Genomic DNA, 13,270 nt, shown 5'->3' with positions numbered 1-13,270 from the left:
ATAAAATTACCATGTTTTCAACGCCTAAAAATGTGGTTACATAGTGTAGGAATGTGCCGACATCATAGGAGGAAAAATATGGTTATGAAAGTGCTACGGCAAAATCGCTGGGTTGCGCTGCTCATCGGAGCGCTCTTTGTGAGTTTGTCTCTTATAAGTTTACTTGGAATGCAGACAAAGGCGGAAGGGGAAGAACAGCAGCAGGATATGCCGAAATTCGTTACGGCTGCCCCGGCTCTTGTAAATGACCCTGATCTATTAGTAAAAGACGCGAGTACCAGGCAGGATAGGGAACCTGTCAATATTTTGTCTTCAATTGTTTTCCAAGAGTGGAATAAGCCGGGGAGCAAGAGTCATGCTTTTTCAAATACAAAAGGCATAGGTTTGGCTGAAAACGGATATTGGAACTCGCAACAAGCATTGAAGGCTGCAGATGAGAAAAAGAAACCATCGAAATCTCAGGCTGCGGACGGGAAACCGGCAAAACAAAAGGGGACGCATGTCGTCAAATCTCAGACTGAAAGCTTAACACCCCCCACAACTTTATTCTTCACAAGAACAAATACGTTAACCCAGGATCAGAAAGCCAAAGCGACCTGGACCTATGATTTGTCAGCTGAAGAACTGCTTCTGCTCCAGAAGATTGTCATGGCAGAGGCGGAAGGCGAACCGTACGAAGGCAAAGTAGCCGTTGCTAACGTTGTTTTAAACCGGCTGCGGTCCGCTAATTTTCCCGATACGATTACCGATGTCATCTATCAAAAGCACCAATTTAGTCCTGTAGCGAACGGGCGTCTTAAACGTGTCAAGCCGAACAAAGAGACGATTAAATCCGTGAATGCGGCACTTCATGGCCAAAAAGAGGTAAAGGACGATACGTACTTCTTCCTGTCTTTGAAGCTGGCTCAGGACCTGACGGTACATCATTCAAGAACATTTGTTAAAAAAATAGGAAATCACTCTTTTTACAAGTAGTGCCCATATGGGTAAACTAGGATGTAGGAGGTGTGTTTAAGCATGAATATTACGTATTACGGCCATTCTAGCATTTTGGTGGAAGAAGGCGGAGTTCGTGTGATCATCGACCCGCTGCTATCAGGGAATCCAGGCTCCGGCATTGAGCCCAAGGACGTAAAGGTGGATGCGGTTGTGCTGACGCATGGGCACTCCGACCATTTTGGCGATTGCATCGAGATTGCGAAGCAGAATGATTGCCCGATTATCGCAGTCTATGAACTCGCCGTGTATTGCGGCAGCCTGGGCGCCAAATCCCATGGAATGAACATCGGCGGAAGCGCGCAATTCGATGGCTTTAAGGTGAAGTTTACCCCGGCCTTTCATTCTTCATCCATTTCGGTAGGGGACACCTGGATCTATGCAGGGCAGCCTGGTGGCGTCATTCTTACGATGGGCGGGAAAACATTCTATCATGCGGGCGATACGAGTTTGTTTGGCGATATGCGGTTGATCGGAGAGATGAAGCAAATTGATGCAGCTGCGCTGCCGATTGGGGATTTATTGACGATGGGCCCACAGGACGCCCTGTTGGCTGCACAGTGGATTCGTGCGAAGCATGTAATCCCAGTCCATTATGACACGTTCCCGGGCATTAAACAGGATGCAGGGGCCTTCTGCGACGAACTAGCCAAAACAGGCATTCAGGGACATCCATTGAAGGCTGGAGAAACGCTGGAAATATAGATGGATTTTTCATATAAAAGTTCAAAGCGGAATTATAGAGCATGCTATAGATATCAGGGCTGGTCCGCCAACAGTTTGATGGCTTCCTCACGACGATCGGGCATGCGCCCTTCGGTCAGCAATCCCATTACCTGGCTGGCGCAGTGGTCGGGCTCCAGATGCGGTATGCGCCGCCGGTCGGCTCCATTACGTTTCTTACTCACCTGATCATAATGATCGGACAGCAGGTTCAGCCATTTGTCGATCACGGAAGGAGAGTCCAAAATTTCCGCATAGCCTTCGCTGACAAAGAAATGGGAATTCACTTCTTCTTGTCCCGGGATAGGCTCATAGAACAGCATGGGAATTCCCTTGGCGGCTCCCTCTGTACACGTCATCCCGCCTGGCTTGGTAATGAGCAAATCCGACACTTCCATGAGGTTATGTATATCTTCGCGGTACCCGAGAACATGAATGTTGGGATGCTGAAAGATCGGGTCCTCACGCATGCTGGCAACCAGCTTCTCGTTCTGTCCCATACAGAAGACCAGCTGGATATCATCGGCCCTGCTGGCCAGCTTGCTGAGCAGCTCCTTGTTGAATACGAGACCCCAACCGCCCCCCATAATCAGTACGGTTGGCATGTTTTTTAATTGAAGCTCGGCTTGAAGCGCTTCCCGATTGCCCCTTTCCCAGAACTTGGGATGCACCGGAATGCCGGTCACATGAACGAATTCGGGCTGAATGTCCCGCCGTAGCAGCATTTGTTTCACATGAGGCGTTGATACGAGATATTCATCCACTTCCGGATTGACCCAGGTGCCATGGGCATCATAGTCGGTAATCAGCGTATAGAGCGGAACCTCGAGTCCCTGACGCTTCAGGCGGGAGACCACGGCGTTAGGGAAGGGGTGGGTACATATGATAAGATCCGGTTTCAGCTGCTCGATGACCTGCTGAGCCTGCGCGTAGAATATACGGTGCAGCGCGAGCCGCGTCAAACGGTTTAGCGATTTCTTATATTGCGAACGGTACAGCATGCCGACAAGGCGCGGACGGGTGCTGACGGTTTTTCGATAAGCGGATAAGATTAACGGCCCCACGGTTGGATTCAAAAAATTGCCGAGCTCAATGACACGGCAGTGGATGCCGGGATTCATCCGTTGTATACCTTCAGCCAGCGCATACGCTGCTTGCGTATGACCTGTGCCGAAACCCTCGGAAAAGAGGAGCACTCTTGTGTATCGCATGGTTTCACCTACTTCTTTCTCCCTCTATCTTACAAAACAGGAATCATTTTTTGAAGAGCGGCGCGAAAAAAAAGAGTATGCATCATAAGTATACGCGCAAAAGGGAAAAGCATTTCAATTATTTTACGGCTGGGAGTCAGAGTGTACCCTTACATTAGACGTCATGATAAAATTTGAACCCTGCATTCAGAATATTAAAAAATTTAACGAAAAGATATTGCAATGCCACCGATTATCTGGTAAAGTGATTTTTGACCGAATGACCGAAAAAGTATTTTGGTCAGTTTTGAATTGAAGGCCAATCTAAAAGATCAAGAAGGAGGGGTAAGCATGTCAGCTGTAGACCGTCGGAAGCAGGTGCTGGATGCTGCCTCCAAGTCGTTTGCTTTGTTCGGATATAAAGCGACGACGATGGAACAGGTGGCGAAGATTGCAAATGTAGGGAAAGGTACGATCTACACGTTTTTCACGAATAAGGATGAGCTGTTTGACGAGATTTTGCTGTCGGCCATTATGGAGATGAAGCGTATTGCCGAGCGGGAGATCCGGAAGGACAGAGATTTCTTCGACAATCTGTATCGGGTGCTGGATGCGCTGCTTGAATTCCGAGGCGAGCATGAGCTGTTCATTAAGCTATCGCAAGAGGTGCGGGATATTGGCACGCCGAAGGCGCATGAAGGATTGACGAAAGTGGAGAACGGGATCGTCGGATATCTCGAGGGAATTGTGGAGCAGGCCATATCGATCGGTGAGCTCAAGCCGCTGGATGCTCAAGTGGTATCCTTCGTGATGCTGAAACTGTACGTTGCCCTCACGACGGACTTCAATCAGCTTCACAAGCCGCTAAGCAAGGAACAGATCAAGGAATATATGATGGTGTTCTTGGCTGACGGGTTGAAGGCTACTTCATAAGAAGAATACAGGAACCTCCTTCGTGATGAGGAAGGCGGACTCTCTAGGCTTTGAGGGATCGTCTTCCTTGCCAGGGATCGTTTTTTTTGGCCTAAACTGACTGATTGAGGATATTGGTCATTTTGTACTGGAATGTGATCTGCTCTGATGCAGATTCATGTCGGCTGGTTATCTAGAGAAAAAAGGAGAGAGACTGGGATGAAGTCATTATCTGTATTTGCAAAAGATCTTGGGGCTGCCGTTCGGAATAAAAAAATATTGATTCCGATCATCGCGGTGCTGTTCATACCGGTCATGTACAGCGGTATGTTCCTCGGGGCCTTCTGGGACCCGTACGGGAAGATGGAGGATTTGCCCGTTGCGGTCGTCAATAACGACCAGGGCGCTGTTTTTGAAGGAAAGACGCTTCACGCCGGCGAGGATTTGGTTGCCGAGCTGAAGAAGGGAAAAGATTTTAATTGGCAATTCGTTAATCGGCAGGAAGCGGAGCAGGGCATGCAGGATAACAAGTACTACATGACCATCAGCATCCCCGAGAATTTCTCCCAGCAGGCAACAACCTTAATGGATGAACATCCGCAGCCTGCGCAGATCGTATTTGAGCCGAATGAAGGCTACAACTTCCTGGCGGCCCAGATCGGCGGATCTGCGGTGAAGCAGATTCAGTCCAAGGTGTCCGCGAAAGTGACGGAAGCCTATACGGAAACCCTGTTCGATCAAGTAGCCAAGGTATCGGATGGCTTGAGCGAAGCTGGAGACGGTGCAACCAAGATATCCGAAGGTGCCGTGAAGCTGGATGACGGTGCCGTGAAGCTAAAGGAAAATCTGGCTAAACTCGTCAGCGGCACACAGGAGCTTCAGAATGGAATCGCGCCTTTGACCAAAGGCGTGCAGGAGCTGAATAACGGTGCGGGCAAGTTGAACACAGGAGCCGGCACTCTCGCTTCCGGCTTGGATCAGCTTAAAGCGGGTCACAGCAAGCTGCAAGCGGGAGCTGAGGAAGCTAGCAAGGGCGGTGCCAAGCTGCAAGCGGGGATTGAATCTGCCGCAGCCGGCAGCACCACTCTGAATGATGGCCTCCAAGCCAATCAGGCAGGGGCGGCCCAGCTTGCCGCAGGCGCGAAAAGCGCTCATGAAGGCAGCAGCAGCCTGAAAACCGGGCTGAATCAATCGCTGGAGGCTACGGCTTCCTTGGAGCAAGGCGCCAAGGCCGTTGCAGACGGAATGAAGAAGCTGGCTGAAAGCAATCCGGAGCTGGCGCAAAGTCCGGAGGTTCAGCAGCTGCTGGCTGCAAGCCAATCCGTTGCCAACGGCACAAGCGGGCTCAATGCCGGTCAGAAACAGCTGGCACAAGGCGCAGCCGAGCTGAATCAAGGCACATTGCAGCTGCAGGAAGGCGCAGGCAAGCTGAGCGCAGGAGCGAATCAGCTGGCTGAAGGCGGCAAACAGCTCGCAGCTGGCGGTCAAGAGCTGCTGGCTGGTGCCAAACAGCTGAGCGCCGGCCAAAGCCAATTGGTTGACGGCATGAAGCTGTTCGGCACGAAGCTGAGCGAAGCAGCAGCTGGCGGTAAACAGCTCGCAAGCGGAGCAGCCACCCTTTCGCAAGGCACACAGCAGCTTGCAGGAGGAGCGGGCAAGCTCGGAAGTGGCGTTACAACGCTTGCCGACGGCTCGAAAAAGCTGGATTCCGGAGCCGGTGAGCTGGTAAACGGGATGAGTGAATTGAAGGAAGGCAGCGGAGAGCTTGCAGGCAAGCTGAACGAGGCTGCCGACAAGACAGGCGATATCAAAACAACCGACGAAACGGTCACCATGTTTGCCGGACCGGTACAGGTTGAAGAGCACAAAGTGAACGAAGTGCCGAACTACGGTACGGGATTCGCACCATACTTCCTGTCGCTCGGTTTGTTTGTCGGAGCTCTGCTCTGTACGATTATCTTGCCGATCCGCAGTGCGTCGGTACCGAATGCATCGGGCTGGAACCGGTTTGTCAGCCGTACGCTGTCCTTTGCCGGTATGGGATTGATTCAAGCGCTTCTGGCATCGGTCGTTATGCTGTACGGATTGAAGCTTGAGGTACAGAGCGTTCCGCTCTTCTATCTCTTCTCCATCATTACGAGTTTGTCGTTCATGTTCCTGGTGCAAATGTTCGTCACATGGCTGGATCAGCCTGGACGCTTCGTCGTCATCGTTATCCTGATCCTCCAATTGACAACAAGCGCAGGCACGTTCCCGGTAGAGCTGATTCCGAACTGGATGAAGGCATTGAATCCGCTGCTGCCGATGACTTACAGCGTAAAAGGCTACAAGGACGTCATATCCACAGGAAGTTTCGACGGCATGTGGGCCAATGTGGGTGTGCTGGCTGGATTCGGTCTCGTATTCCTGGCACTGACCGCCGTGTACTTCCTGGTTACCCGAAATAACAAGAAAGCAGCAGACGCCAATACAGCGTTGACTGCATAAGCAAGATATCTATTATATGAAGGAAGAGGACTTTCCCGATGGTCGAGCAGATCTTGGGGAAGTCCTTTTTTTGATGCTCGGGTGTAGCGTGAGCGTGGCCATGGAGAACCGACCTTAGAGTCGCATCATCTTATATTGGATCATGGTGATGATGATCACTTGCCCCTCCCGTTGGAGAGAAGGTGAAGGGAAAAAGATGAGCGGATGGTCGTGGAAATGAGATAAGGTGAACAAAAACGCCTGTTCGGAATGTTTTATTTGCATGTTTTTTTGCACTATTCTACATAAGTTTTAACTGTGTATTGTGATAACTCTCATAAAAACAATTCTTATCAAATTCATAAAAACTTTGAATTGCCTGCACTGTATGACGGTGATAAAATATATAGAACTAATAAATCTTACGTGTCAGGTAAATGTTACCCCTTGCCGCTTTTGCACAATACTGCATCACCTCAAGACAGTGTGTCACACTGCAGGAGAGGATTGATGTCCAACCTTTATGTTTTCCGTTATTGATCAGCAGCATTTTATTCTATACAAAGAAAGGTTGCATCTTATGAAACATACTGATTTTCCCCAGAAACAGGGCCTCTATGATCCGCAGTTTGAAAAAGATGCTTGCGGTATGGGATTTGTTGCCCATATCAAGGGTAAGCCATCCCATGAAATCGTAAGCAGCGCGCTGACCATGCTTGCTAATATGGAGCATCGCGGAGGACAGGGCAGCGAGCCGAACTCCGGTGACGGAGCTGGGATTATGCTGCAAATTCCTCACTCCTTCTTCTCCGCCGAAGCAGCGAAGCTGGGCTTTGAGCTTCCGGAAGCCGGGCATTATGGTGCCGGCATGCTGTTCCTATCCCATGACCCTGCTGTCCGCTCGGCCCATGAGGATCAGTTGGCTTCGATTATTGCTGAAGAAGGCCAGACCCTGCTCGGATTTCGTGATGTCCCGACCCATGATGAAATGCTGGGTAAATCCGCAAAAGCGGCAAAGCCGTACGTCCGCCAAGTGTTCATCGGACGAAGTTCCGACATTCAGGATGATCTCTCGTTCGAGCGCAAGCTGTATGTCATCCGCCGCCGCGCCGAGCTGGCTATCCGTTACAGCGGAAAGCCCGAAGGCGACAGCTTCTATGTATCCAGCCTGTCCTGCCGGAAGATCGTATACAAAGGTATGTTAACGACGGAGCAGGTAGGGGAATTTTACCTGGATCTGCAGCAAGAGGGATTGGAATCCGCTATTGCGCTGATTCACTCCCGTTTCAGTACGAACACGTTCCCAAGCTGGGAACGCGCGCATCCGTACCGCTTCATGATTCACAACGGCGAGATCAACACGCTGCGCGGGAATGTAAACTGGATGCACGCCCGTCAGTCGCTGTTCGAGCATGAACTGTTCGGAAGCGATCTCGAGAAGGTTAAACCTGTCATCAACCCGGACGGATCCGATACCGGGATGTTCGATAATACATTTGAATTCCTGTATCTCAGCGGCCGTTCCCTGCCGCATGTGGCCATGATGATGGTTCCTGAGCCGTGGAGCAACCATGAGAGCATGGATAAGACCAAAAAAGCATTCTATGAATACCACAGCACGCTGATGGAGCCATGGGACGGCCCGGCTGCGATGGCGTTCACGGACGGCGTTCAGATCGGGGCTACCCTGGACCGGAACGGACTGCGTCCATCCCGTTATTATGTAACAAAGGATGATCTGATCATTCTGTCCTCCGAAGCGGGCGTTCTGGATATTCCGCCGGAAAACGTGCTGTACAAGGACCGCTTGCGTCCCGGCCGGATGCTGCTCGTTGACACGAAGGAAGGTCGGATCATCTCTGACGAAGAAGTCAAAGCAAGCATCGCCGCGGAACTTCCATACTCTGAATGGCTGGATGAGCATCTGGTAGAGCTTCATGATCTCCCTGACGCGCCGGAACTGCCGGATCCGAAGCATGAAAATGTACGTCAGCTGCAGCAAGCCTTCGGTTATACGTATGAGGAGCTGCGCAAAGTCATCGAGCCGATGGCGATCACGGGTGCCGAAGCTGTCGCATCCATGGGATACGATGCACCGCTTGCAGTGTTATCCGACCGTCCGCAGCGGCTGTTCAACTACTTCAAGCAGATGTTCGCCCAGGTGACGAACCCGCCCATTGATGCGATTCGTGAAGAACTGGTCACTTCAACGGCAACAACGATCGGTCCGGAGCGCAATCTGCTGAAGCCCGAGCCCGAAAGCTGCCGTCACATCCGTCTGGATTCGCCGGTGCTATCGAATGAAGATTTTGCGAAGCTGCGCCACGTTCGCCGTCCCGGCTTCAAGTCCATGACCATTCCGATATTCTTCCCGGCAGCGGAAGGAGCAGAAGGGCTTCGTCAGGCGATCCATACCCTCTGCGAGGCAGCGGACCGGGTCATCGCCAAGGGCCATAATATCTTGATCTTGTCGGACCGCGGGGTGGATAAAGACAATGCGGCGATTCCATCGCTGCTTGCCGTATCATCACTCCACCATCATCTGATCCGTCAGGGAACCCGGACCAAGGTGGCGATCCTGCTTGAATCCGGTGAGCCTCGCGAAGTACATCATTACGCGCTGCTGCTCGGTTACGGCGTGAGCGCGGTCAACCCGTATCTGGCGTTCGAAACACTGGATGACATGATTGCGGAAGGCATGCTTCGCGGGATTTCGCATGAGAAAGCCGTGAAGAATTACATTAAAGCGGCAAGCAAGAGCGTCGTTAAAGTTTTATCGAAAATGGGGATCTCCACGATCCAATCTTATCGTGGAGCCCAAATCTTTGAGGCTGTCGGCCTCAAAGAAGATTTCGTAGAAAGCTATTTCACACGGACGCCGTCCCGTATCGGGGGGATCGGTCTGGAAGAAGTGGCCAAGGAAGCCTTGGCCCATCACGAGCGTGCCTTTACCGATAAGGACGGGAACGATAAAGCGCTGGATTCAGCCGGCGAATATCAATGGAGAGCTGACGGGGAAGAGCATTTGTTCAACCCGAGAACCATCCATTTGCTGCAGCAGGCGGTCCGCACCAATGACTATGCAACTTACAAGAAATACGCAGAGCTTGTGAAAGGTGAGAATGAGCAGCATCTTACGCTGCGCTCACTGCTCCAAATCAAGCCGGTCGGCGAGCCGGTACCACTGGATGAGGTTGAATCCGTAGAATCCATCATGCGCCGATTCAAAACGGGCGCGATGTCATTCGGCTCGATCAGCAAGGAAGCGCATGAAAGCCTTGCGATCGGGATGAACCGCATCGGAGGCAAGAGCAATACGGGTGAAGGCGGAGAGGATCCAGCCCGTTTCATCCCGGATGCTAACGGCGATTCCCGCCGCAGCGCCATCAAGCAGGTGGCTTCGGGACGTTTCGGCGTAACCTCCAACTACCTGGTGAACGCGGACGAAATCCAGATTAAGATGGCGCAGGGCGCGAAGCCGGGCGAAGGCGGACAGCTCCCGGGCCGTAAAGTGTATCCTTGGGTAGCCGAGGTTCGTGGTTCGACGCCGGGTGTTGGCCTGATCTCGCCGCCGCCGCATCATGATATCTACTCCATTGAGGATTTGGCAGAGCTTATTTACGACCTGAAGAACTCCAATCCGCGTGCGGATATCAACGTGAAGCTCGTATCCGAGGTGGGTGTGGGTACGATCGCTGCAGGTGTTGCGAAGGGCCGCGCGGATATCATTCTGGTCAGCGGTTACGATGGCGGTACGGGGGCTTCGCCGCAAGGCTCGATCCGTCATGCCGGTATGCCTTGGGAGCTTGGCCTTGCCGAAACCCATCAGACGCTCATCATGAACAATCTGCGTGACCGCGTCGTGCTCGAGACGGATGGCAAAATGCTGAACGGGCGCGACTTGGTGGTAGCGGCTCTGCTTGGAGCCGAAGAGTATGGGTTCTCTACGGCACCATTGGTTGCCATCGGATGTATCATGATGCGTGTCTGTCAAATGGACACCTGCCCGGTTGGCGTAGCCACTCAGAATCCGGAGCTGCGTAAGAACTTTACAGGAGATCCGGAGCATGTTGCCAACTTTATGCGCTTTGTCGCTCAAGACATGCGCGAGCTGATGGCAGAGCTGGGTTTCCGCACCATTAATGAGATGATTGGACGTACCGACTGCCTGGATGCCGTCAAAGCAGATCATCACTGGAAGAAGCAAGGCGTGGATATCTCCGCATTGCTGTATACGCCGGAGCTTCCGGAAGGCAGCACTCGCTATCGCAGTCAAAGACAGAATCATGGCCTGGAAGAAACGCTGGATATGCGTTCGCTGCTTGGCAGCGCTGCGCCTGCATTGGAATCGGGAGCGGCGGTGGAAGGCACCTTCCCGATCACAAACGTGGATCGTGCAGTGGGTACGATTCTAGGCAGTGAAGTCACGCGCAAATACGGCGCTGCCGGATTGCCGGAAGACACGATTCGTTTTAACTTCGTGGGGTCCGCAGGCCAGAGCTTTGGTGCCTTTGTGCCGAAAGGGATGACACTGACGGTTGAAGGAGATGCGAATGACTATATCGGTAAAGGCCTTTCCGGCGGCAAACTGATCGTGAAGCCTTCACCGAAAGCAACCTTCAAAGCCGAGGAGAATATCATTGCCGGTAATACTGCGTTTTATGGTGCTACAGGCGGCGAAGCCTATGTAAGAGGCATTGCCGGCGAGCGCTTTGCCGTTCGTAACTCGGGTGCGAGCATTGTGGTTGAAGGCGTCGGCGATCATGGCTGTGAATACATGACCGGCGGCCGGGTAGTTGTTCTCGGTGAAACCGGACGGAACTTCGCGGCTGGGATGTCCGGCGGCGTGGCCTACGTCTATGATCCTGAAGGAACTTTTGTGGATCGCTGCAATCTGGAGATGGTACTCCTTGAGCGCGTAGAGGAAACCGCAGAAGCGGAAGCACTCCATCATCTTATTCAGCAGCATGAGCAGTACACGGGCAGTGTGCCTGCACAGCAAATTCTAGGGGATTGGGATCAGGCGCTGAGCCGCTTTGTCCGTATCATTCCGAAGGATTACAAACGCATGCTGCTCCATATCGAGAAGGCTCAAGACCAAGGGCTGGCAGGTGAAGCTGCGCTTCTCGCCGCATTTGAGGCGAATATGAAAGAGTTGGCTCGTACAGGGAACTAATATCTGACGTTATATCAGCTGAAACCACATTGTGTTCTTTAATGAATGCAATGTGGTTTTTTTTCATATATAAGTAAGTTACGCTAGTATCATTGAGAAATTTGAATATTCAACAAAATATTCCAAAAGAAAATTCGACAAAATTAGAACCGGAAGCATAGGACAAAGGCTCCATAAGACGACAGCATCATGTGGATTCGTTCGTTATAATATTGGTAAGTAAGTTGTTTAATAGGTTGTTGCTGTATACATGGTAATTTCAACAAGCATTGGCAGCTGGGATGGAGAGGAAATTATAGATAAGCGAGGTAGTTGTGGAAATGAGTGTGGACAAGGAGAGAGGCTCCGGAAGCACCGAGCAGCGGCTTGACCAGCAGAAAACGAACATCGACATCAATAAGCTCATGACTCAATTGGGAATCCATCCTGATAAATGGCTGCAAATGGAGGAATTAAGAAAAGATTAGATATGATCTTATGAAGACAATAAAATCCCCGGCATGTAGCGATGAACGTATCCTACACGGCGGGGATTTTGTAGTTCTTGGGCATGAGCATTATTTCATGGCTCGTTCCATGCGAACAAATGCAATAAATCGCTTGGCTTCATCTTCGGTTAGCTTGCGACCGTCCACCGTAAGGTTAAAGCGTTCCAATAAATCCTCATCGGATAGTTCAAGTCCGTCCACAAACGATCGAACTTCCGTATCAAGCACCGTTTTTTCCTGTGTCGTTCTCCCGATCAGATAATCTATGGATACGTCAAACAGATCTGCCAGGCGGGTCAATGTTTCGAAATCGGGCTTGCGCCGATTTTTTTCATAATGGGATAGTGCAGCACGTGTAATACCGACAGAGGTAGCGAGCTCTTCCTGAGTCCACCCATGCTGTTCACGTAATTCAGATATTCGTTCTCCGTAGTTCACGCATTGATCCCCCTTTCGAATGGCTTGTATCTATAGAAGTTAATTGAATAGATCAATAAAGTTAAAACTGCCGATTTATTATATACATAAAAAGACTACTTTTTATTGACTAGATACAATGTGTATCGTATTATAAACATTAACGAGATACATATTGTATCTGCAATGTAAAGGTTTGGGTACAGTTAGTATCATTTTATCCAGTGCAGAAATGTCCCATACCAAAAAATTATAATAAGGAGCGGATGGGTTACCTCCAATGTTACGAGAACGCCAACACCAAATTACGGTAAGGATTAGAGTCATGCAGATCGGGCAATTAACCATTCATGGGAAAAGTCATTCCGTTACACCGCTAGAGCTGCTGCCCAGTGGTCTTGTATTCCTATGTCCTTGGGAAATACCGACTCATTCTAGTATTATATTGGGTTACGAAATTGATGATAATGTGGATCATATTCTGCTTTCGGGCCACATTGAATCAAGGGGGCTCTTTTATGGACGCCGATTGTATCATACTGAATTCCATACAGACGGCGATAAAAAGACCCGTATCGTGGGTATGTTGAACCGAATGATGTTCAGTCACAGCGAGTCGAATAAAATGAGTCTCTATAACTGAAACGTAATTCATGGATAGCCTGCAGCGAACAGGGAATCCCGATGCATCATTATCATGGTTTATTGCTATTCTACTATATTTACGTTGCTTGGTCATTAGTTCTTTTACCTTAAATCCGTATGCATGATGAGGGATAGGTTTAGAATATCATTGTTTTTCTCCTACTAATAATGAGACTTCATTATATAATTTCATATGTGGATTTTTATCTAATCTCGAATCGGAGTTGTATATTTAGTTCATTGTAATCATGAAACAT

At 50.5% G+C, this 13,270-nt stretch carries 8 protein-coding genes; 6 read left to right on the top strand and 2 right to left on the bottom strand.

Annotated elements, in window-relative coordinates; all coding sequences use genetic code 11:
* Positions 1 to 78: 78 nt before the first annotated feature.
* Entirely contained in the window at positions 79 to 975 is an 897-nt protein-coding gene (locus tag AC0VZ8_RS28220; RefSeq protein WP_475485149.1) for a cell wall hydrolase, read from the top strand.
* 42 nt (positions 976 to 1,017) lie between these two features.
* Positions 1,018 to 1,701, top strand: a complete 684-nt coding sequence (locus AC0VZ8_RS28215; RefSeq protein ID WP_475485148.1) for a metal-dependent hydrolase — start codon at positions 1,018 to 1,020, stop codon at positions 1,699 to 1,701.
* A gap of 53 nt (positions 1,702 to 1,754) precedes the next feature.
* On the opposite strand, the gene AC0VZ8_RS28210 is transcribed toward AC0VZ8_RS28215, so the two are convergent.
* Positions 1,755 to 2,930 (bottom strand): MGDG synthase family glycosyltransferase, encoded by a 1,176-nt coding sequence (locus AC0VZ8_RS28210; protein WP_475485147.1) that lies wholly within the window; start codon positions 2,928 to 2,930, stop codon positions 1,755 to 1,757.
* Positions 2,931 to 3,260: 330 nt separating this feature from the next.
* Between AC0VZ8_RS28210 and AC0VZ8_RS28205 the strand changes: the two genes are divergently transcribed.
* From AC0VZ8_RS28205 to AC0VZ8_RS28190, 4 genes are all read left to right on the top strand, one after another.
* Positions 3,261 to 3,842 carry a TetR/AcrR family transcriptional regulator gene (locus AC0VZ8_RS28205; protein WP_071222484.1) on the top strand — a complete coding sequence of 194 codons (582 nt, stop codon included), beginning with the start codon at positions 3,261 to 3,263 and terminating at the stop codon, positions 3,840 to 3,842.
* 198 nt (positions 3,843 to 4,040) lie between these two features.
* Complete coding sequence (locus AC0VZ8_RS28200; RefSeq protein WP_475485146.1) at positions 4,041 to 6,308, top strand: YhgE/Pip family protein; 2,268 nt, start codon at positions 4,041 to 4,043, stop codon at positions 6,306 to 6,308.
* A 559-nt stretch (positions 6,309 to 6,867) separates the two neighbouring features.
* Positions 6,868 to 11,463 (top strand): glutamate synthase large subunit, encoded by a 4,596-nt coding sequence (gltB, locus tag AC0VZ8_RS28195; protein ID WP_475485145.1) that lies wholly within the window; start codon positions 6,868 to 6,870, stop codon positions 11,461 to 11,463.
* A gap of 320 nt (positions 11,464 to 11,783) precedes the next feature.
* Positions 11,784 to 11,930 carry a hypothetical protein gene (locus AC0VZ8_RS28190; protein WP_179090689.1) on the top strand — a complete coding sequence of 49 codons (147 nt, stop codon included), beginning with the start codon at positions 11,784 to 11,786 and terminating at the stop codon, positions 11,928 to 11,930.
* Positions 11,931 to 12,020: 90 nt separating this feature from the next.
* On the opposite strand, the gene AC0VZ8_RS28185 is transcribed toward AC0VZ8_RS28190, so the two are convergent.
* Positions 12,021 to 12,389: a helix-turn-helix domain-containing protein gene (locus tag AC0VZ8_RS28185; protein ID WP_071222486.1), complete on the bottom strand. Its 369-nt coding sequence runs from the start codon at positions 12,387 to 12,389 to the stop codon at positions 12,021 to 12,023.
* Positions 12,390 to 13,270 lie beyond the last annotated feature (881 nt).

It is taken from the genome of Paenibacillus sp. QJM3NY_38 (assembly GCF_056173265.1).
This window is presented reverse-complemented; position numbering and strand designations above follow the sequence as displayed.